The 21528-nt window shown below is 63.2% G+C and carries 20 protein-coding genes; 2 read left to right on the top strand and 18 right to left on the bottom strand.

All coding sequences use genetic code 11. The features are described from left to right. Positions 1–32: 32 nt before the first annotated feature. Positions 33–782 carry a tetratricopeptide repeat protein gene (locus HWV67_RS09555; RefSeq protein WP_175651049.1) on the bottom strand — a complete coding sequence of 250 codons (750 nt, stop codon included), beginning with the start codon at positions 780–782 and terminating at the stop codon, positions 33–35. Between the two features lies 1 nt (position 783). Beyond that, positions 784–1464 carry a Fe2+-dependent dioxygenase gene (locus HWV67_RS09550; protein ID WP_175651048.1) on the bottom strand — a complete coding sequence of 227 codons (681 nt, stop codon included), beginning with the start codon at positions 1462–1464 and terminating at the stop codon, positions 784–786. Positions 1465–1673: 209 nt separating this feature from the next. Between HWV67_RS09550 and HWV67_RS09545 the strand changes: the two genes are divergently transcribed. Both HWV67_RS09545 and HWV67_RS09540 read left to right on the top strand, forming a co-directional pair. After that, a complete protein-coding gene (locus tag HWV67_RS09545) occupies positions 1674–4016 on the top strand; it encodes a TonB-dependent receptor (RefSeq protein WP_175651047.1) in 2343 nt (780 codons plus the stop codon). A 104-nt stretch (positions 4017–4120) separates the two neighbouring features. Beyond that, positions 4121–6688 carry a PepSY domain-containing protein gene (locus HWV67_RS09540; protein WP_175651046.1) on the top strand — a complete coding sequence of 856 codons (2568 nt, stop codon included), beginning with the start codon at positions 4121–4123 and terminating at the stop codon, positions 6686–6688. 133 nt (positions 6689–6821) lie between these two features. Here HWV67_RS09540 and HWV67_RS09535 read toward each other — a convergent pair whose 3' ends face one another. From HWV67_RS09535 to iscA, 16 genes are all read right to left on the bottom strand, one after another. Next, positions 6822–7613 (bottom strand): amidohydrolase, encoded by a 792-nt coding sequence (locus HWV67_RS09535; protein WP_095159552.1) that lies wholly within the window; start codon positions 7611–7613, stop codon positions 6822–6824. Beyond that, entirely contained in the window at positions 7601–8749 is a 1149-nt protein-coding gene (locus tag HWV67_RS09530; RefSeq protein ID WP_175651045.1) for a pyridoxal phosphate-dependent aminotransferase, read from the bottom strand. Before HWV67_RS09530 ends, HWV67_RS09535 begins: the two co-directional genes overlap by 13 nt. A 172-nt stretch (positions 8750–8921) precedes the next feature. After that, positions 8922–10388, bottom strand: a complete 1467-nt coding sequence (gene der, locus HWV67_RS09525; RefSeq protein ID WP_175651044.1) for a ribosome biogenesis GTPase Der — start codon at positions 10386–10388, stop codon at positions 8922–8924. A 118-nt stretch (positions 10389–10506) separates the two neighbouring features. Beyond that, positions 10507–11658, bottom strand: coding sequence for an outer membrane protein assembly factor BamB (bamB, locus tag HWV67_RS09520; protein WP_095159549.1), 1152 nt, complete (start codon positions 11656–11658; stop codon positions 10507–10509). Then, positions 11651–12292 (bottom strand): YfgM family protein, encoded by a 642-nt coding sequence (locus tag HWV67_RS09515; RefSeq protein WP_095159548.1) that lies wholly within the window; start codon positions 12290–12292, stop codon positions 11651–11653. The genes bamB and HWV67_RS09515 overlap by 8 nt, the downstream gene beginning before the upstream one ends. A 38-nt stretch (positions 12293–12330) precedes the next feature. Next, positions 12331–13620, bottom strand: a complete 1290-nt coding sequence (hisS, locus tag HWV67_RS09510; RefSeq protein ID WP_095159547.1) for a histidine--tRNA ligase — start codon at positions 13618–13620, stop codon at positions 12331–12333. 28 nt (positions 13621–13648) lie between these two features. Continuing rightward, on the bottom strand, positions 13649–14758 hold the full coding sequence (gene ispG, locus HWV67_RS09505) for a flavodoxin-dependent (E)-4-hydroxy-3-methylbut-2-enyl-diphosphate synthase (RefSeq protein ID WP_175651043.1): 1110 nt from the start codon (positions 14756–14758) through the stop codon (positions 13649–13651). A gap of 3 nt (positions 14759–14761) precedes the next feature. Continuing rightward, positions 14762–15772 carry a RodZ domain-containing protein gene (locus tag HWV67_RS09500; protein ID WP_175651042.1) on the bottom strand — a complete coding sequence of 337 codons (1011 nt, stop codon included), beginning with the start codon at positions 15770–15772 and terminating at the stop codon, positions 14762–14764. Then, positions 15772–16509, bottom strand: coding sequence for a type IV pilus biogenesis/stability protein PilW (pilW, locus tag HWV67_RS09495; protein ID WP_175651041.1), 738 nt, complete (start codon positions 16507–16509; stop codon positions 15772–15774). Before pilW ends, HWV67_RS09500 begins: the two co-directional genes overlap by 1 nt. Before the next feature lie 13 nt (positions 16510–16522). Then, entirely contained in the window at positions 16523–17665 is a 1143-nt protein-coding gene (gene rlmN, locus HWV67_RS09490) for a 23S rRNA (adenine(2503)-C(2))-methyltransferase RlmN (protein ID WP_095159543.1), read from the bottom strand. A gap of 28 nt (positions 17666–17693) precedes the next feature. Continuing rightward, a complete protein-coding gene (gene ndk, locus HWV67_RS09485) occupies positions 17694–18119 on the bottom strand; it encodes a nucleoside-diphosphate kinase (RefSeq protein WP_095159542.1) in 426 nt (141 codons plus the stop codon). A 91-nt stretch (positions 18120–18210) separates the two neighbouring features. Beyond that, the gene (gene iscX / locus HWV67_RS09480) at positions 18211–18411 is read right to left on the bottom strand and encodes a Fe-S cluster assembly protein IscX (RefSeq protein ID WP_095159541.1); all 201 of its coding nucleotides are present in this window, start codon (positions 18409–18411) and stop codon (positions 18211–18213) included. A 13-nt stretch (positions 18412–18424) separates the two neighbouring features. Further along, positions 18425–18766 carry an ISC system 2Fe-2S type ferredoxin gene (fdx, locus tag HWV67_RS09475; protein WP_110968048.1) on the bottom strand — a complete coding sequence of 114 codons (342 nt, stop codon included), beginning with the start codon at positions 18764–18766 and terminating at the stop codon, positions 18425–18427. Continuing rightward, positions 18766–20631, bottom strand: coding sequence for a Fe-S protein assembly chaperone HscA (hscA, locus tag HWV67_RS09470; protein WP_175651040.1), 1866 nt, complete (start codon positions 20629–20631; stop codon positions 18766–18768). Before hscA ends, fdx begins: the two co-directional genes overlap by 1 nt. Positions 20632–20673: 42 nt before the next feature. Beyond that, complete coding sequence (gene hscB, locus HWV67_RS09465) at positions 20674–21195, bottom strand: co-chaperone HscB (RefSeq protein ID WP_095159538.1); 522 nt, start codon at positions 21193–21195, stop codon at positions 20674–20676. An 8-nt stretch (positions 21196–21203) separates the two neighbouring features. Beyond that, positions 21204–21527 (bottom strand): iron-sulfur cluster assembly protein IscA, encoded by a 324-nt coding sequence (gene iscA, locus HWV67_RS09460; protein ID WP_095159537.1) that lies wholly within the window; start codon positions 21525–21527, stop codon positions 21204–21206. Position 21528 lies beyond the last annotated feature (1 nt).

The raw sequence follows: 21528 nt of genomic DNA, 5'->3' as shown, positions 1-21528 counted from the left end.
AGTGATCAGCCCCTTTTTTTATCTCAAAGCCCTTACACCAGCTCAGCCAAGCGCGCCTTGTAAGCCCCCGCCATCGCCCGAATCTCCGCCTGCCCCGCCTGCTCCAATGCTGGCCCCGCTACCCGCAGGAAATTCGCATTGCCGCCTTCCAGTGCTCGCTGCAACCAGCTCAGCGCTTCATCGAGCAAGCCCTGCCCGGCCAGGATCGCCGCATGGCTGAACTGCCCGCGAAAATCCCCGCCCTCGGCCGAGCGCCGATACCACTCCCGCGCCGCCGACAGGTCCGCCTGACAATGCAGGCCCTCCTCCAGGTAACGTCCCAACAGGTTCATCGACTTGGCATGCCCCAGGTCCGCCGCCCGGCGATAACAGGCCAGCGCCACGCCATGGTCCAGCGCCACACCGCGCCCGGTCGCGAGCAGGTTGGCCAGGTTGTAAAGCCCCCAGTCCAGCCCGCCGTTGGCCGCCTCGCGGTAATGTCGCGCGGCTTGCGCCACGTCCACCTCACCACCCCAGCCGTGCTCCAGGCAACGCCCGAGCATGTTGTGCGCCATCACGCTGCCCTGCTGCGCGGCGATGCCGAACCAGCGCCGGGCGAGGACCGCGTCCTGCTCGATGCCGCGCCCGTCCAGCAGGATCTGCCCGAGCAAAGCCTGCGCCTCGACCACGCCCTCTGCCGAGGCCATCAATAACGCCTGAGCCGCCTTGGCCGGGCTCTGTTCGAGCATCTGCCCGAACGCGTCAGTGCCGATCACTTCCTCACGGCGCAACTGGAACGCCATGTCAGACCTCAGCCCAGCGGCGAAGCAGGTTGTGGTAGGTGCCGGTGAGCTGGATCAGCGACGGATGATCAGGCACGTCGGCGGTGAGCTGCTGGATGGCGTTGTCCATCTCGAACAACAGAGTCCGCTGGCTGTCCTCGCGAATCATGCTCTGGGTCCAGAAGAACGCCGCGTAACGGGCGCCGCGGGTGACCGGGTTGACCTTGTGCAGGCTGGTGCCGGGATACAGGACCATGTCCCCGGCCGCCAGCTTGACCTGCTGCAGACCGTAAGTGTCCTGGATCTCCAGTTCGCCGCCGTCGTAGTCCTCGGGATCGCTGAAGAACAGCGTCGAAGACAGGTCGGTACGCACCCGCTCGATGCTGCCGCGAGGCTGGCGCACCGCGTTATCGATGTGGAAACCGAAATTGCCGCCTTCGCGGTAGCAGTTGACCAGCGGCGGAAACACCTTGTGTGGCAATGCGGCCGACATGAAACGCGGGTTTTTCCACAGGCGCTCGATCATCGCGGTGCCAATTTCCTTGGCCAGCGGATGGGACTCGGGCAACTGCAGATTGTGCTTGGCCTTGGCCGACTGATAGCCGGCGGTGATCTTGCCATCCGCCCAATCGGTGCTCTCCAGTGCCTCGCGAATACGCAGCACTTCCTCGCGGTTGAACAAGCCGGGAATGTGTAAAAGCATGGCGGTTGGCACCTGAACGGAAAAAGTTGCCAATGGTATTGATTCTTATCTCTTTGCCACAAGCCTCATCCGAGGGGTGGACATTGATCCTTGGCAAAATTTCGTGAAAAAGGTGTAAAGAATGTAAATGCCAACGTTTCTCAATTGTGAGTGCCAATCACTTGCTCTTATATTCCGCCCCCTCGAAACCTTGGGAGGGGGTCCACCTGATGTCACGTCAATTCGTACCAACCGCTGTCAGCTCGCCGCGCTTGCTCGCATCCGCCATTGGTGTAGCCATCACCGCAACGTCCGCCGCACACATGGCGTACGCCGACGAGCCGGCCCCTGTCCGCAAGGAAGGTTCGATCGCACTGGACGCCACCAGCATCAATGCCGAGGGCAGCCAGGCCAGCACCGACTACAAGGTGGAAAAAGCCTCTTCGCCGAAATACACTGCGCCGCTGATCGACACCCCGCGCTCGGTGACGGTGATTCCGCAACAAGTTCTCAAAGACACCAACGCCCTGACCCTGCAGGACGCCCTGCGCACCGTGCCCGGCATCACCTTCGGTGCCGGTGAAGGCGGCAACCCGCAAGGCGACCGTCCGTTCATCCGCGGCTTCGACTCGCAAAGCGACACCTACCTCGATGGCGTGCGCGACACCGGCGCACAGACCCGCGAAATCTTCGCCGTGGAATCCGTCGAAGTCAGCAAGGGCCCGAACTCCGCCGTTGGCGGTCGTGGCGCGGCAGGCGGCAGCATCAACCTGGTGAGCAAGAAAGCGCATCTGGGCAACTCCTTCGACGGTGGCTTCACCTGGGGTTCCGACCAGACCCAGCGCTACACCCTCGACGGCAACTACCAGTTCAGCGATACCGTCGCCGGCCGCCTGAACCTGATGAGCCACGAGAGCAATGTCGCCGGCCGCGACAAAGTCGACTTCGACCGCTGGGGCATCGCTCCGTCCCTGGCCTTCGGCCTGGGCACCGACACCCGCGTCAACCTCGACTACTACCACATGGAAAGCAACGACCTGCCAGACTCGGGCGTTCCTTACACCTACAGCGGCGCCAACCGTACCTCGGCCAACCCGGACAAACCCTACGCCGGTGGTGACGACAGCAACTTCTACGGCCTGACCGACCGCGACTTCCGCAAGACCCGTACCGACATCGCGACCATCGCCGTCGAGCACGACCTGACTGAATCGCTGACCATCAAAAACACCCTGCGCCACGGCAACTCGATGCAGGACTACATCCTGACCCAGCCGGACGACAGCAAGGGCAACGTCAACAACGGCAGCGTCTGGCGTCGGGCCAACACCCGCGTGGGCAACACTGCCACCACCACCAACCAGACCGACCTGTTCGGCGACTTCTATGTGGCCGGCTTCAAGAACAGCTTCTCCACCGGTATCGAACTGAGCCGCGAAGAGAGCAAGCGTTCGACCTACGACGTCAACACCGACACCACGCCGTTGACGCCGATCACCTCGACCGTGCCGTCCAGCACCAACTGCACCCCGGGCATGATCGTCTCCAGCGGCTACAACTGCACCTCGCTGTCCAACCCGAACCCGGATGATCCGTGGAACGGCTCGATCGCCCGCAACTACGCCGGCACCGACACCAAGAGCAAGACCCGCGCGATCTACGTGTTCGACACCCTTGAGCTGAGCCCGCAATGGCTGCTCAACATGGGCCTGCGCTACGACCACTTCGAGACCGAATACCGCACCTATGGCGCCAACGGTGCCACCACCGTCAGCAAGACCGGCGTGCCGGCCAAAGGCAGCGACACCAGCGAGTTCATCACCGGCCAATTGGGCCTGGTGTGGAAGCCGGCCGAGAACGGTAGCGTCTACGTCTCCTACGCCACCTCGGCCACCCCACCGGGTGCCCAGCTTGGCGAAGGCATGGACGACAACAAACTGCCAGGCTCGACCGACCGTACCGGCAACGTGCTGAGCAGCGACCTGGAACCGGAAGAAACCACCAACTACGAAATCGGTACCAAGTGGGACTTCCTCGACAGCCGCCTGTCGCTGACCGGTGCGATCTTCCGCACCGAGAAAGACAACGCCCGCGTCCAGGTCAACACCACCGCCTACGAAAACGTCGGCACCACCCGCGTCGACGGTATCGAACTGGGCGCCAGCGGCAAGCTGACCGATAAATGGCAGGTCTTCGCCGGCTACACCTACATGGAAGGTCGTCAGATCGACGGCGGCCCGCTGGGCAAAGCCAACGACGGCAACCAGTTGCCGAACATGCCGAACAACGCGGCCAGCCTGTGGACCACCTATCAGCTGACGCCGAAGCTGACCATCGGTGGCGGCGCGTTCTACACCGACGACGTCTTCGGCAGCGTGGCCAACACCACCATGGTCGACAGCTATGTTCGCTACGACGCCATGGCCGCCTACAAGCTGACCAAGAACGTCGACCTGCAACTGAACGTGCAGAACCTGACCAACGAGGTCTACTACGACAAGGCATTCTCCACGCACTTCGCCAACCAGGCCGCCGGGCGCACCGCCCTGCTGAGCACCAGCGTCCACTTCTAAGGTCGCTGATTGGCAAAGCCCCGTTCATTTCGATGAACGGGGCTTTTGTGTATCAAGGCATAATGCGCAAGTAATTCGCATTCCGGTAAGGCAAGGTGGTTGATGTGCTGAAAAAGACGCTGTTCCAACTGCACTGGTTCTTCGGCATCACCGCCGGCCTGGTGCTCGCGCTGATGGGGATCACCGGCGCGACGTATTCGTTCCAGGATGAAATCCTCCGGGCCATCAACCCGCAGGTGCTCAAGGTCAAAATTCGCGAAGAAGGCGTGCTCGCTCCGGCCGAGCTGGTGCGCCGGGTCGAGGCGACCGAGGGCAAGAAGGTCGCCATGCTCTGGGTCGAAACCCACAGCGATGCCGCCGCACGGGTGTTCTTCACCCCGCCGCCGGGCGAGCGCCGTGGCCAGCTGCGCTACGTCGATCCTTACACCGGAGAATTCCAGGGCGATGTAGTCGGCCAGGACTTCTTCAACCTGATGCTCAACCTGCACCGCTTCCTCGCCATCGGCGACACCGGCCGGCAGATCACCGGTGCCTGCACCTTGATGCTGGTGTTCTTCTGCTTGTCCGGCCTGTACCTGCGCTGGCCGCGTCAGGCGCTGAACTGGCGGGCCTGGCTGACGCTCGACTGGGCGAAGAAGGGTCGCGCCTTCAACTGGGACCTGCACGCGGTGGCCGGCACCTGGTGCCTGCTGTTCTACCTGCTGTTTGCCCTGACCGGGCTGTTCTGGTCCTACGAGTGGTACCGCGAAGGCCTGAACAAACTGCTGGCGGACCCGCCGCCAGCCGGTCAGGAACAGAAACGCGGCGAAGGCCGTGGCAACCGCGGCGGTCATGGCGGCCCGCAACAGCCTGACGCCAATGCTCCCGCGCTGGTGGTCGACTACGACGCCATCTGGGCCAGCCTGCAAAAAGCTGCCGGTCCCGGCCTTGCCGCGTACAACCTGCGCCTGCCGCCGGTTGGAGGCCAGCCGGCCACATTGTTCTACCTGCTCGACGATGCCGCCCATGAGCGTGCTTACAACACCCTGACCATCGACCCGGCCAGCGGCCAGGTTCGGCGTCAGGAGGTGTACACCGACAAATCGTTCAAGGCGCAACTGCTGACCAGCATCTATGCGTTGCACGTCGGCAGCTACTTCGGTCTGACCGGGCGCATCCTGGCGATGATCGCCAGCCTGACCATGCCGCTGTTCTTCGTCACCGGCTGGCTGCTGTACCTTGATCGCCGGCGCAAGAAACGCCAGGTCCGCGCCGCCCGTAGCGGCCTGAACCCAAATGCCGAGCAGAAAAACGGCTGGCTGGTGGGCTTCGCCAGCCAGAGCGGCTTCGCCGAACAACTGGCCTGGCAGAGCGCCGGCCAACTGCAGGCTGCCGGCCTGCCGGTGCGGGTGCAGCCGTTGGCGAGCATCAGCGAAGACGACCTGCGCCAGGCTCAGCGTGCGCTGTTCGTGGTCAGTACCTTCGGCGACGGCGAAGCGCCAGACAGCGCCCGCGGTTTCGAGCGCAAGGTGCTTGGCCAGCCGTGGTCCCTGGAGGGCCTCAACTACGCCCTGCTCGCCCTCGGCGATCGCCAGTACCCGCACTTCTGCGGCTTCGCCCGGCGCCTGAATGCCTGGCTGGACGAGCGTGGTGCCAAGGCCCGCTTCGCCCCGGTGGAAGTCGACAGCGCCGACCCACTGGCGCTACAACATTGGCAGCAGCAGCTCGCGCAGATGAGCGGCAGCAGCACTGTTCCGGTCTGGCAGGCGCCGGAGTTCGCGCCCTGGACCCTGACTCAGCGCACGCTACTCAATCCCGGCAGCCAGGGCTTGCCGGTATTCCTGCTGGGCCTGAACCCACCGGCACCCGGGCAATGGGACGCTGGCGACTTGGTGGAAATCCTCCCGCGTCTCGCCCCTGCCGCCATCGAGCGCTTCCTGCAAGGGCTTGGCCTGGACGCCAACACGCCGGTGCAGATCGACGGCTTGCAGGAGCCGCTGTCCGTGGCTCTCGCCAGCCGGCAACTGCCGGTGAGCCGCGAGCATCTGGTGGGCCTGCACGCCCAGGCACTGGTGGATGCGCTGATCCCCATCGACGCACGGGAATACTCTATCGCCTCCATCGCCAGCGACGGCGTGCTGGAACTGATCGTGCGCCAGGAGCGTCATGCCGACGGTAGTTTGGGCCTGGGTTCTGGCTGGTTGACCGAGCATATGGCCTTGGGCGACAGCGTCAGCCTGCGCCTGCGTCGTAACAGCGGCTTCCACCTGCCGGGCGCTCCGGCGCCGATGATCCTGATCGGCAACGGCACCGGCCTGGCGGGCCTGCGTAGCCTGCTCAAGGCACGCATCGCCAGCGGCGAGCAACGCAACTGGCTGCTGTTTGGCGAACGCAATCGGGCGCACGACTTCCATTGCCGTGAAGAACTGCAGGGCTGGGTGGAAAGCGGCGACCTGACGCGCCTTGATCTGGCCTTCTCCCGCGATCAGGCGGAGAAAGTCTACGTGCAGGACCTGTTACTGCAGCGCGGTGAAGAGCTGAAGCGCTGGCTGGATGACGGCGCGGCGATCTATATCTGCGGCAGCCTGCACGGCATGGCTGGTGGCGTGGATGCGGCGTTGAACGGGCTGCTGGGTGAGTCGGCGGTGGAAGAGCTGATCGAACTGGGGCGGTATCGCCGGGACGTTTACTGAGGATGATTCTGGGGCCGCTTTGCGCCCCTTCGCGACGGTTCGGCGTCCCGACAAGCTAGCTCCCACATGAACCTGACATCAACATGTGGGAGCGAGCTCGCTCGCGAAGGGCCGCAACGCGGCCCCAGAATTTTCAATGAAGCTCGAAGGTATCGGCATCCAGGTTGGCCGGGAACCGTGTACGGTACGCCGCCAGATCCGCCGCGCTCAACACCGCCGTAAACACCCCGTCCGCCTCGCCAGCGCTGAGCAGGCTCTCGCCCTGGAAGTCCAGCACCTGGCTGTCGCCGGTATACGCGAAGCCCTTTCCGTCCGTCCCCACCCGGTTCACCGCAGCCACATAGCACAGGTTCTCGATCCCCCGCGCCGGCAGCAACCGGTTCCAGTGCAGGCGTCGCGCCGCTGGCCAGTTGGCGGTGTACAGCAGCAGGTCCGTGTCCTGAGCATCGCGGCTCCACACAGGGAAGCGCAGGTCGTAACAGATCAGCGGACGCACCCGCCAGCCTTTGAGTTCGAACTGCACCTGACGCTCGCCGGGGGTGTAGTGCTTGTGCTCGCCGGCCATGCGGAACAGGTGGCGCTTGTCGTAGTGCAGAATCTCGCCGTCCGGCCGCGCCCAGAGCAGGCGGTTGCGGTGACTGCCGTCGGCGGCCTGGATGATCACGCTGCCGGTGATCACCGCATCGATACGCGCCGCCTGGGCCTTGAGCCACTTGTAAGTGGGGCCGTTTTCCGGCTCGGCCAGGCGCTCGGACTCCATGGAGAAGCCGGTGGTGAACATTTCCGGCAGGATCACCAGATCAGCGCCACGGGCTTGATCCAGCAGGGTTTCGAAATGGGCGTAGTTTCCCTGGCGGTCCTGCCACAGCAGGCTGGTCTGGATCAGGGCAACGGTCAGGTTGGGCAGGCTGCTCAGATCGCGCATAGTTTTTCCGCTGCCTCGCGCAGCGTCTCCTCGCGTTTGGCGAAACACAGGCGCACGAGGCGCTGCTGCGCAATGGGCTGCTGGTAGAACACCGACACCGGAATGGTCGCCACGCCGTGTTCACGGGTCAGCCACAGGGCCATGTCGACGTCGTTGAGGTCCGGGCGAATCTGCGAGTAATCCACCAACTGGAAGTAGGTGCCCGCAGCGCGACGGAAGCTGAAACGCGACGGCGTCAGCAGGTCGCAGAACAGGTCGCGCTTGGCCTGATAGAAGGCCGGCAGTTCGTCCACGTGCTCCGGGTGCTCGGCCATGAAATCCGCCAGCGCCCATTGCAGCGGGGTCACGCCACAGAAGTTGACGTACTGATGGACCTTGCGCAGCTCGGCGCTCAAGGCCGGTGGCGCAACCACATAACCAGTCTTCCAGCCGGTGACGTGGTAGGTCTTGCCGAACGAACTGACCACGAACGCGCGCTGATACAGCGCCTCATGGGCCAGCACGCTGGCGTGGGCGACGCCGTCGAACACCAGGTGCTCGTACACCTCGTCGCTGATCAGGTAGATGTCGCGGTCTGCGATCAACGCCGCCAACTGGTCCAGGTCCGCCCGGGTAATCAGCGCGCCGCTGGGGTTGTGCGGCGAGTTGATGATGACCATGCGCGTGCGCGGGCTCAGGGCATCGCTGAATTTCTGCCAGTCGATGGAGAAGTCCGTGGCATCCAGTTGCACGTGCACGCAGCGACCGCCGGCCAGTTCGACGGCGGGCTCGTAGCTGTCGTAGCTCGGGTCGAAGACGATGACCTCATCACCGGCGCGGATCACCGCATGAATGGCGCAGAAGATCCCTTCGGTTGCACCCGGAACGATGGTGATTTCGTGGTCGGCATCGACGTTGACGCCGTAGTGCCGCGCGACCTTGGTCGCCACCTGCTGGCGCAACGCGGGCAAGCCGGTCATCGGCGAATACTGGTTGTGTCCGGCACTGACATGCCGCCCGACGGCGTCGAGCAAGGCCTGCGGGCCATTGAAATCGGGGAAACCCTGGGACAGGTTCAACGCGCCGGTCTGCACGGCGAGCTGGGACATGGTGGTGAAGATGGTCGTGCCGACATTCGGCAGCTTGCTGCTGATCATGGAGCCCTCTTTCCTGCGGACCCGCCCCGGGAGGCGCGGACAGGCCCCGAGCATAGCGGATTGGATGGTCAGGAAAAAGGTTGAAACAAACTCCCGGCGCGGGGCGCTGATCCGGGTCAAAAACGCGTGCGGCGCGCCGCGGGCGAGAAGCCCTCGGTGCGCCGCAACGGTTTTACTTGCGCTTGTCCTTGCGCTTCTTCTCGGCTTTCTTGTGGTGCGTCATCAGCCGGCGCTTCTTGTTGACCTGGCGGTCGGTGAGGGTGTTCTTGTTGCCCTCATAAGGGTTGTCGCTGCCCTTGTACTCGATGCGGATCGGCGTACCCACCAGCTTCAGCACACGGCGATAGGTGTTTTCCAGGTAACGCGAGTACGAACGCGGGACCTTCTCCACCTGGTTGCCGTGGATCACGATGATCGGCGGGTTGGCGCCACCGAGGTGGGCATAACGCAGCTTGATCCGGCGGCTGTTGACCATCGGCGGCTGGTGCTCGCTGACCGCGTCTTCGAGGATCTGGGTCAGGCGGCTGGTCGGCCAGCGGGTGACCGCCGACTTGAACGAGTTCTGCACCGACTGGTACAGGTTGCCGACGCCAGTGCCGTGCAGTGCCGAAATGAAGTGAATATCGGCGAAGTCGACGAAGAACAGCCGGCGCTCCAGCTCGGTCTTCACGTAGTCGCGCTCGCCCGGCTGCATGCCATCCCACTTGTTCAGGGCGATGACGATGGCGCGGCCGGCTTCCAGGGCAAAGCCCAGCAGGTTCAGGTCATGGTCCACCACGCCTTCGCGGGCATCCATGACGAAGATCACCACGTTGGCGTCCTTGATCGCCTGCAGGGTCTTCACCACCGAGAACTTTTCAACTTCCTCGTGGATCTTGCCGCGCTTGCGCACACCGGCCGTGTCGATCAGGGTGTACTTCTCTTCGTTGCGCTCGAAGGGAATGTAGATACTGTCGCGGGTCGTGCCGGGCTCGTCGTAGACCACCACGCGCTCTTCGCCGAGCATGCGGTTGACCAGGGTCGACTTGCCGACGTTGGGACGACCGATGATGGCGATCTTGATGCCATCCTTTTCGCTCGGGCCGGGAATCCGTACGGCTTCCTGGCCTTCGGCGACGTCTTCAGCCAGTGCGTCTTCTTCTTCCTCGCGCGGCGTGTCGCCCAGCACGAGTTCCATCAACGTATTGATGCCACGGCCCTGGGAGCCGGCGACCGGAATCGCGTTGCCCATGCCCATCGGCGCAAACTCGGCGCGGGCGGTGTCAGGATCGATGTTGTCGATCTTGTTGGCCACCAGGTACGAACGCTTGTTCCGCTTGCGCAGGTGCTCGGCGATCATCTGGTCGGCGGCGGTCATGCCGGCGCGGGCGTCGACCAGGAACAGCACGTGATCGGCTTCTTCGATGGCCATCAGCGATTGCTCGGCCATCTTCTCGTCCATGCCTGCTTCGTCGCCGGTGATACCACCGGTGTCGATCAGGATGTAGCTGCGTCCCTGCCAGCGCGCTTCGCCGTACTGGCGGTCGCGGGTCAGACCCGAGAGGTCGCCGACAATGGCGTCGCGGGTCTTGGTCAGGCGGTTGAACATGGTGGATTTGCCGACGTTCGGCCGACCTACCAGGGCGATTACGGGAACCATGCGGCTCTCCATTTGCGTAAATTCAAAAAATACAAAGGCCGCTGCGAGGCAGCGGCCGGAGTTTCGGGCGACGTCTCGCGACGTCGCGGCCCGGGGCACTCAGGCCCCAAGCATAGACTCAGCGTATGCTCAGCGCCTCAAGGGTGCCGCTGTTGCCATACACATAAATCGTGTCGCCCACCACCAGCGGACGGGCGCGCAGGCCGTCGCTGTCGATGCGCTCACGGCCGACGAAACGGCCGTCCACCTGGCTCAGCAGGTGCAGGTAACCTTCCAGGTCACCGACTGCCACGTAGCTGGAGAACACTTCCGGCGCCGACAGCTGGCGACGAGCCAGTTGGTCGTTGCTCCACAAGGCCGACGAAGAACGCTCGTCGATACCTTCGACAGTGCCCGACGCTTCGCTTACGTAAACGTTGCCGAAGCCCTGAGCCACACCGGTGTAGCTGGAAGCATCACGCTGCCAGAGCACACGGCCGGATTCCAGGTCCAGGCCCGCGACGCGGCCCTGATAGCTGGCGACGTACAGGGTGCCACCCGACAGCAGCAGACCGCCGTCGATGTCCACCACGCGCTCCAGTTCCGAACGACCTTGCGGGACGGCGACCCGTTGTTCCCACACCGGCACGCCGTTGCGGGTATCCAGGGCGACAACCTTGCCACTGGACAGGCCGGCGACTGCCAGGCTGTTGGTTACGATCGGAGCACCGGTACCGCGCAGGGTCAGCACCGCTGGAGTACTTTCGTAGATCCAGCGACGATCGCCCGTGTTGGCATCGAGGCCGATCACGCGGTCGTCCTGAGTCTGGACGACAACGATGTCACCGTTGTTCGCAGGCGGAGCCAGCACTTCGCTGGTTACCCGGGAACGCCATTTCTCTTCGCCAGTGCTGGAGTCCAGGGCAATCACTTCACCCTTGAGGGTGCCGAGCGTGACCAGGCCATAACCAACGCCGACAGCGCCGGAGACCGGCAGGTCGAGGTCTTTCTTCCAGACCACGTCGCCGTTCAGACGGTCCAGGGCCATCACCACACCGGTGACGTCCGAGGCGTAGATGCGGTCGTTCTCGATCGCCGGCACCAGCATGTTGAAGCTGTCGCCCTGGCCATCGCCGATCGAACGGCTCCACTGCTTCTTGAGTACCACCTCTTCGGTGAACTTGGTCAGTTCGGCCGGAGGCAATTCCTTCTTGCTGTTGCTGCTGCAACCCGCGGCCAGAATGGCCAGGCTCAGCACTGCTGCATGTTTCCAACCAATCACGTCAGGCATCCCCTTTGGCCAGGTCGTCGAGCTTGAGTTGCAGACCACCTACCGCATCGTCGTCAGACAGTGCGGCCTTGGCCTTTTCGTATGCAGCATGTGCGTCATCGCTACGGCCCAGTTGCACCAGCAGGTCGCCCTTGAGCTCTTCGCGGGTGGCAACGAACGCCTTGTCAGTGTCGCCGTCGAGCAGTTTCAGGGCCTCATCGGCCTTGTTCTGTGCAGCCAGCACGCGGGCCAGACGCTGACGGGCGATTTCGCCCAGGGTCGCGTCGGCAGGCTTGTCGGTAACGCTCTTCAGCTCTGCGGCAGCGTCGTCCAGCTTGCCGCTTTCCACCGCAACCTTGGCGACGAACAGGCTGGCGTACTGGGCGTAGGCCGAACCCGGGAACTCGTTCTTGAGTTTCCCGGAAAGCTCCGCGACCTTGGCCTTGTCCGGCTCACCGGTCGGCGTCAGCGTGGTTTCCAGAAGGGCCTGATAGAGGTTCGAGGCGCCTTGCGACTGGTTGTTCTGGTACTTGTGCCAGGCTTGCCAGCCGAACACCACAACCAGTGCGAGCAGACCGCCAGTTACCAGTGGTTTGCCGTTGCGCTCCCACCAGTCCTTGAATGCGGCCAGTTGTTCATCATCGGTACTCGACACCCCAATACTCCTTTTCACCAAATCCGCTGATGGGCGCTTCACGCCTGCGCGAGGGAAGCTTCCAGGTGCTCAGCCAGAGCATCCCAGGCAATGTTTTGTTGTTCGCCCTGACCACGCAGGGGTTTGAAACCTACCACTTGTTGGGCCAGTTCGTCGTCCCCGAGGATCAGCGCATACAGCGCCGCGCTCTTGTCGGCCTTCTTGAACTGGCTCTTGAAGCTGCCGCCGCCGGCGTTGACCTGCAGGCGCAGGTTCGGCAGGCGGTCACGCAGGCGCTCGCTCAGTTGCAGGCCAGCCAGTTCGGCTTGCTCGCCGAAGGCGCAGAGGTAGACGTCGACCTGACGGGAAATCGACTCAGGCACCAGCTCGAGGGTTTCCAGCAGCAGGATCAGACGCTCGATACCCATGGCGAAACCAACGCCCGGGGTCGGCTTGCCGCCCATCTGCTCGACCAGACCGTCGTAACGGCCGCCGGCACAGACGGTGCCCTGGGAGCCGAGCTTGTCGGTGACCCACTCGAACACGGTCTTGCTGTAGTAGTCGAGACCACGCACCAGCTTGGTGTTGATCACATAAGGAATGCCGGCGGCATCCAGGCGCGACTTCAGGCCTTCGAAGTGAATCCGCGACTCTTCGTCCAGATACTCTTCCAGCTTCGGGGCGCCAACCAGGGCCGCCTGGGTATTGGCGTCCTTGCTGTCGAGGATGCGCAGCGGGTTGGTCTTCAGACGGCGCTGGCTGTCTTCGTCCAGTTGCTCGAGGCGGGCGGACAGGAATTCCACCAGCGCATCACGGTAGCGGGCACGCGCTTCGCTGGTGCCCAGGCTGTTGAGCTCCAGTTTTACCGCATCGCGCAGGCCCAGCAGGCCCCACAGGCGCCAGGTCAGGACGATCAGCTCGGCGTCGATATCCGGGCCGTCGAGGTTGAACACCTCGATACCGATCTGGTTGAACTGGCGATAACGGCCTTTCTGCGGACGCTCGTGACGGAACATCTGGCCGATGTACCAGAGTTTCTGCACCTGGCCGCCGCCGCTGATGCCGTGCTCCAGCACCGCACGCACGCAGGACGCGGTGCCTTCGGGGCGCAGGGTCAGGGAGTCACCGTTGCGGTCGTTGAAGGTGTACATCTCTTTTTCGACGATGTCGGTCACTTCACCGATGGAGCGCTTGAACAGCTCGGTGAACTCGACGATCGGCATGCGGATCTGGCGATAGCCGTAGGTATCCAGCAGACCTGCAACGGTGCTCTCGAAGTAGCGCCACAGCGGCGTCTGCTCGGGCAGGATGTCGTTCATGCCACGGATGGCTTGCAGCGATTTGCTCACGGAAAATCCTTAACGAAATCTGTAGCGGTCAACCGCGGGCAATCACTGCCGCGTCGGCCTCGGCCTTCTCGGCCGCTTTCTGGCGAATGAGCCTTTCAAGCTCCTCGACCAGGTTGTCATTGGTCAGCTTCTGCGCCGGCTTGCCGTCGATGTAGATCAGGTTCGGCGTGCCACCGGTCAGCCCGACATGGGCTTCCTTGGCTTCGCCGGGTCCGTTGACCACACAACCGATCACCGCGACGTCCATCGGCACCAGCAGGTCTTCCAGACGGCCTTCAAGCTCGTTCATGGTCTTGACCACATCGAAGTTCTGCCGCGAGCAGCTCGGGCAGGCGATGAAGTTGATGCCACGGGAACGCAGGTGCAGCGATTTGAGGATGTCGTAGCCGACTTTCACTTCTTCAACCGGGTCGGCCGCAAGTGAAATGCGAATAGTATCGCCAATCCCGTCGGCGAGCAGCATACCGAGGCCGACCGCCGATTTCACCGTGCCCGAACGCAGGCCACCGGCTTCGGTAATACCCAGGTGCAGCGGCTGAACGATCTGCTTGGCCAGCAGACGGTAGGCCTCAACGGCCATGAACACGTCGGAAGCCTTCACGCTGACCTTGAAGTCCTGGAAATTCAGGCGATCAAGGTGCTCGACATGGCGCAGTGCCGACTCCACCAACGCGGCCGGGGTCGGTTCGCCGTACTTCTTCTGCAGGTCCTTTTCCAGGGAACCGGCGTTGACGCCGATGCGGATCGGGATGCCCCGGTCGCGAGCGGCATCGACCACGGCACGCACACGGTCTTCGCGACCGATGTTGCCCGGGTTGATACGCAGGCAGTCAACGCCCAGCTCGGCGACACGCAGGGCAATGCGGTAATCGAAATGGATATCGGCGACCAGCGGCACGCTGACCAGTTGCTTGATGCGCCCGAAGGCTTCGGCGGCATCCATGTCCGGGACGGAAACCCGGACGATGTCGACGCCGGCGTCTACCAGACGGTTGATCTGCGCCACGGTGGCGGCAACGTCGTTGGTGTCGGTGTTGGTCATGCTCTGGACAGCGATGGGAGCATCGCCGCCGACAGGCACGTTACCGACCCAGATCTTTCTGGATTCGCGACGTTTGATAGGAGATTCGCCGTGCATGACTTATTGCCCCAACTTCAGGCGAGCGGTTTCGCCACTGGTGAACGGAGCGACATCGACAGCCTGACCGTTGTAGGTGATCTGCGCGCCACGGGCAAAGCCCAGGCGTACCGAGAAAGGTGGTTTGCCGGTCAGCTCCAGGGTATCGCCCTTACGCTTGACGGCGCTGAACAGCACCTTGCCGTTACCGTCGGTCACCGAGGTCCAGCAATCGGCAACGAACTGCATGTGCAGTTGGCCACTGCCCGCGGAGACCGCGGCAGGCTGAGCAGCGGGCGCTGGCGTCGCGGCCGCGACAGCCGGGGCGCTGACCACCGGTGCAGCGGGCACTGCCGGTGCAGGTGCAGCGGCAGCCGGAGCGGCTGGAGTCACTGGCGCAGCAGGATGTGTTGCCGCAGCAGCGGGCGCCTGGACCGGGGCCGGCGCTTCGGCGGTAGCCGCAGGCGCCTGCTCGGTGGCGGGCGGGGTGGCTTCCGGTTCCTGGCCAGCGGTCACGGCCTGATCCTCAGGCTCGTCCAACTGATGAATCTGCGTGGTGCCATCGGCGCTTTCGACTTCGACATGTTCCAGGGCAATGTTTGCCTGGTCCTTGCCGCGCAGGCTGCTCTGGTCTTGCCACCAGACGAAGCCGCCACCGACCACCAGGACCAACAGCAGCAGGCTGACGATGCGCATGATGTTGTGGGAAAGACGAACCGGCTCTTCGATACGACCCAGCGCGTGTACGTCACTGCCCTGGGCATGCGTACCGGTGTAATGGTCGAAGGCCTGGACCAGTGCGGCCTGGTCCATCTCCAATAGCTTGGCGTAGGCGCGGATATAGCCGCGGGCGAAGGTGTGACCCGGCAGCTTGTCGAATGCGCCGGATTCGAGGTTGTTCAGGGAACTCACGGTCAGGTTGAGCTTGCGGGCCACTTCGGCCTGCGACAAGTCCCGGCTCTCACGAGCCTGACGCAGAATCTCACCGGGATTTTCGCGAGTCGCTGGTGCTACTTCGGGATGCGCCGCTTTCATCATTGCTCCGACAGGTATTGCTGATATTCCGGCGTACCGGGATAAAGTCGTTGTAATTGCAGGCCCAGTTCGGCGGCTGCGGTCCGTTCTTCGAAGACGGTCGCCAGGCGGTTGCCCAGCAACAGGCTGCGTGCACTCGGTTCACTCAAGCGGCTGTGCCGGTCGTAGAACGCGCGAGCTGGCACATAATGCCTGTCTTCGTAAGACATCTCAGCCATTTCCAGCAAGGCCCGAGGCTGCTGCTGGTTGAGACGCAAAGCTTTTTCCAGGTATTCCCGCGCCTGGTCGCGCTGACCCAGCCTGATGGCCGTCAATCCGAGGTTCTCGAACACCCGGGACCGCTCAGGATACAGGGTATCGGCCGACGCTTGGCGAAACATCTGCTGCGCCTCGGCATATTGCCCCTGGCTGTAGAGAAAACCACCGTAGTTGTTGCGAATGCGCGAGTCATGGGGCTGGGCCGACAAGGCCTTCTGGAAGTGCATCCGGGCCAGTGCCGGCTCGTCCTCGCGCTGGAAAACCAGTGCCAGCGCCGCGTTGACCTCGGCATCATCGGCGCCGAGCGCCAGGGCCTTCTTCAAGGGAATCTTCGCCCTTTCGCTCTGGCCTTGTTGCAGATACCCCAGACCCAATTGCACATAAGCCTTGCGGGACTCGTCTCGCGCCTTGCCACCGGGCGTGGCGCAGCCGTAAAGCAGCGTCAGCAGGAGAAGCGGCAGCGCGACGCGCAAGGTCATGGCGGTCCTCGTCTCAGTTGCCCGCCGCGCCGCTGGAATCGGCGTCGGCGTTCAATTGCCGCACAGCGATATAGCGCTCACTGCGACGGGTACGGTCCATGACCTGGCCGACCAGTTGCCCGCACGCGGCATCAATGTCTTCACCACGCGTGGTGCGCACGGTCACGTTGTAACCGGCGTGGTGCAGGCAGTCCTGGAAACGGCGGATCGCGTTGTTGCTCGGACGCTCGTAGCCGGAGTGCGGGAACGGGTTGAACGGGATCAGGTTGATCTTGCACGGCACGTTCTTCAGCAGCTCGGCCATTTCCTGGGCGTGTTCGAGCTTGTCGTTGACGTCCTTGAGCAGGGTGTACTCGATGGTCAGTACGCGCTTCTCGCCCAGCTCGGACATGTAGCGCATACACGACTCGAGCAGAACCTTGAGCGGGTACTTCTTGTTGATCGGCACCAGTTCGTTGCGCAGCGCGTCGTTCGGCGCGTGCAGCGACAGGGCCAGGGAGACGTCGATGTGCTTGGCCAGCTCATCGATCATCGGCACCACGCCGGAGGTGGACAGGGTCACCCGGCGCTTGGAAATGCCATAGCCGAGGTCGTCCATCATCAGGTGCATGGCGGCGACCACGTTGTCGAAGTTCAGCAGTGGCTCACCCATGCCCATCATCACCACGTTGGTGATGGCGCGGTCGATGGTGGCCGGCACGCTGCCGAACGACTTGTTGGCAATCCACACCTGGCCGATGACTTCGGCGGCGGTGAGGTTGCTGTTGAATCCTTGCTTGCCGGTGGAGCAGAAACTGCAGTCCAGAGCACAACCGGCCTGAGACGATACGCACAACGTACCGCGCTTGCCCTGGGGGATGTAGACGGTTTCGACGCAACTGCCAGAGGCCACGCGCACCACCCATTTACGGGTGCCGTCGCTGGAGATGTCCTCGCTGACCACTTCCGGGCCGCGAATCTCGGCGCACGATTTGAGCTTTTCGCGCAGCGCCTTGCCGACGTTGGTCATGGCGTCGAAATCATCGACGCCAAAGTGGTGAATCCATTTCATTACCTGACCGGCACGGAAGCGCTTCTCCCCTATCGAGTCGAAGAATTTTTCCATTTCCGGCTGGGTAAGTCCCAACAGGTTAGTTTTGCCAGTCGATGTAGTCATGGATTCACCCTCACTCGAAAGCCGTGGCTTAGCGAGTGGTTACCTCGGTAGCTGCGAAGAAGTAAGCGATTTCGCGAGCAGCAGCGGCTTCGGAGTCCGAACCGTGAACGGCGTTGGCGTCGATGGACTCGGCGAAGTCAGCACGGATGGTGCCGGCAGCAGCTTCTTTAGGGTTGGTAGCGCCCATCAGCTCACGGTTGCGAGCGATGGCGTTTTCGCCTTCCAGAACCTGAACAACAACTGGACCGGAGGTCATGAAGGCAACCAGGTCACCGAAGAAACCGCGCTCTGCGTGCTCGGCGTAGAAGCCTTCAGCTTCGGCCTTGGACAGTTGCTTGATTTTCGAAGCAACGATTTTCAGGCCGGCGTCTTCGAAACGGGTGGTGATTTTGCCGATGACGTTCTTGGCAACGGCGTCAGGCTTGATGATGGAGAAAGTACGTTGAACAGCCATGGTGTAACTCCAGAAACAGTAAGTGATGCGAAAAATTAAACCCGCGAATTATACGCGGGTTCCGGGGGATTGCCTAACCTGCCGAGTGCGCTCAGTCGGCTTCTTCGATCCAGGCGCCCTGAATGGCTTCCAGGACCTTCTCGCCGCCGCGGGCCGGATCGTCGCTGAAATCTGGCAAAGCCAGCACCCAGCGATGCAGATCGACGAAATTCACGTAGCGAGGATCGACTTCCGGCTTGCTTTCGGCAAGCTGGATAGCAATTTCAAGTACATCAACCCATTTCAGGCTCATGTCGGCTCCAGAATCAATGCGGCGCTTCGGCGGCGTGGTTGAGCGAGTACTTCGGAATCTCGATGGTCAGGTCGTCTTCACCAACGACCACCTGGCAGGCCAGACGAGACTGCGCTTCCAGGCCCCAGGCCTTGTCCAGCATGTCTTCTTCCAGCTCGTCCGCTTCCTCGACCGAGTCGAAACCCTGGCGAACGATGCAGTGACAGGTGGTGCAGGCACACACGCCGCCACAGGCGCTTTCGATCTCGATGTGGTGGTCATGGGCCAGTTCGAGAATGGAAGTCCCCGGTGCTGCCTCGACGGTCAAGCCGTCCGGACAGAACTTCTCGTGGGGCAGAAATGTAACCTGCGGCATCAGTTGTCCTCGATCTCATTCAGGTTGCGCCCGGCCAGTGCGGCTTTGACCGTCGAATCAAGGCGTCGGGCAGCAAAGGCATCGGTCACCTGCGACAGACGCTTGGTCTGCTGCTCGATGGCCGAGCCATCGGTGCCGCTCATCAAATCACGCAAATCTTGCATCTGTTGTTCGATCGCCAGGCGCTCTTCGGCATCCAGCAAACGCTCGCCGTCGGCATCCAGCGCGCCCTGCACCGCTTCGAGCAGGCGCTCGGCGTCGACCTGGTGTTCGCGCAACTGGCGCGCCGCCTTGTCGTTGCCGGCGTGTTCGAAGGAGTCCTTGAGCATGCGGGCGATTTCGCCGTCGGTCAGACCGTAGGACGGCTTGACCTGAATGCTCGACTCGACACCCGAACCCAGCTCCCGCGCCGAAACGCTGAGCAGGCCGTCGGCATCGACCTGGAAGGTCACGCGGATCTTCGCCGCACCGGCCACCATGGCGGGAATGCCACGCAACTCGAAACGGGCGAGGGAACGGCAATCGCTGATCAACTCGCGCTCACCCTGGAGCACGTGGATCATCATGGCCGTCTGGCCATCCTTGTAGGTGGTGAATTCCTGGGCTCGGGCGACCGGAATGGTGGTGTTGCGCGGAATCACCTTCTCCATCAGCCCGCCCATGGTCTCCAGCCCCAGGGACAGCGGAATCACGTCAAGCAGCAGCAATTCGCCACCTTCGCGGCGGTTGCCGGCCAGGGTATCGGCCTGGATCGCGGCACCAATGGCCACCACCTGATCCGGGTCGATATCGGTCAGCGGCTGACGCCCGAACAACTCGCCCACGGCACTGCGCACGCGAGGAACACGGGTCGAGCCGCCGACCATGACCACCGCTTCGACTTCTTCCAGCTCGATACCGCTGTCACGCACGGCGCGACGGCAGGCTTTCAGGCTGCGGGCGATCATCGGCTCGATCAGCGCATCGAAGGCGTCACGGGTCAGCTCGGCTTGCCAGCCGTCGTAGCGCACGGCCACGGAATCAGCGCTGGTCAGGGCTTCCTTGGCGGCGCAGGCGGTTTCCAGCAGGCGACGCTGCGCACCGGGATCGAGGTCGGAAGACAAGCCGGCCGACTGTACGATCCAACTGGCAATGGCGTGGTCGAAATCATCGCCGCCCAGGGCGGTATCGCCACCGGTGGCCAGCACTTCGAAGACACCGCCGGTCAGGCGCAGGATGGAAATATCGAAGGTGCCGCCGCCCAGGTCGTAGATGGCCACAACGCCTTCGGCGTTCTGGTCCAGGCCGTAGGCGACAGCCGCAGCGGTCGGCTCGTTGAGCAGGCGCAGCACGTTGAGGCCGGCCAGACGCGCGGCGTCCTTGGTGGCCTGGCGCTGAGCGTCGTCGAAATACGCCGGTACGGTGATCACCGCGCCAACCAGTTCGCCACCGAGGGTTTCTTCAGCGCGTTGGCGCAGCACCTTGAGGATATCGGCGGACACTTCCACCGGACTCTTCGGCCCCTGGATCGTCTCGATGAACGGCATGTGCGACTCGCCGCCGACGAAGCGGTAAGGCAGTTGCTCACCCAGTTGCTTGACGTCCGCAAGGCCACGCCCCATCAGGCGCTTGACCGACAGGATGGTGTTCAGCGGATCGGCAGAGGCCGACTCACGGGCAACGTGACCAACATCGACGTGGTCGGCGTGGTAGCGCACCGCGGACGGCAGGATGACCCGGCCTTCGGCATCGGGCAACGGAGCGGAAAGACCACTGCGCAGGGCAGCGACCAGCGAATTGGTAGTACCCAGGTCGATACCCACGGCCAGTCGGCGCTGGTGGGGTTGAGGAGTCTGACCGGGTTCGGCGATCTGCAGTAGGGCCATGCTTATCTGAATACCAGGGGTGTCGCCAGGGGCGGCACCGGGTTAATCGTCGAGGCGCTCTTCCAGCTGGCGCACTTCGTAGGCGAGCTTGTCGAGGAACTGCATGCGGCGCATCAGGCGTTCGGCCTGTTCACGCTGCGCGGCGTCGTTCCAGCAAGCGGCGAACTCCTCGTTGAGGGCTTCGGAGGCGGCTTTCAGGCGGCGCTTGAACGCGGCCACGCCATCGAGGTCGGCACTGTCCTGGAGGTCTTCGAGCTCTTCGCGCCACTGCATCTGCTGGAAGAGAAACTCGGGATCGTGGACGGTGACTTCCTGCGGCACTTCATGGCCGCCGAGCGCCAACAGGTAACGCGCCCGACGGGGCGCGCTCTTGAGGGTCTGATAGGCATCGTTGAGACCAGCGGACCGCTCCAGCGCCAGGCGCTGTTCGCGCTCGGACGCATCGGCGAACCGGTCTGGATGCACGGCACGGGCCAGCTCGCGGTAGCGGGCGGCCAGTTGCTCGAGGTCCAGACGGAAGTCCGGCTGCAGTTCAAACAGGGCGAAATGACAAGGAGTACCCACGCGCAGCCTCAGACGTTGAAGCTTTCGCCGCAGCCACACTCACCGCGCACGTTGGGGTTGTTGAACTTGAAGCCTTCGTTCAACCCTTCCTTGACGAAGTCCAGCTCGGTACCGTCGAGGTACACCAGACTTTTCGGGTCGATGATCACTTTCACACCGTGACTTTCGAACACTTCGTCTTCGCCGTTCGGCTCGTCAACGAACTCCAGCACGTAGGCCAGACCGGAGCAGCCGGTAGTACGGACACCCAGGCGAACACCGTCACCCTTGCCGCGTCCTTCGAGGGAGCGCCGCACGTGGTTGGCGGCGGCTTCTGTCATGCTGATAGCCATC

This window comes from Pseudomonas sp. Marseille-P9899 (genome assembly GCF_903166565.1).
Classification (GTDB): Bacteria; Pseudomonadota; Gammaproteobacteria; order Pseudomonadales; family Pseudomonadaceae; genus Aquipseudomonas; species Aquipseudomonas huaxiensis.
This window is presented reverse-complemented; position numbering and strand designations above follow the sequence as displayed.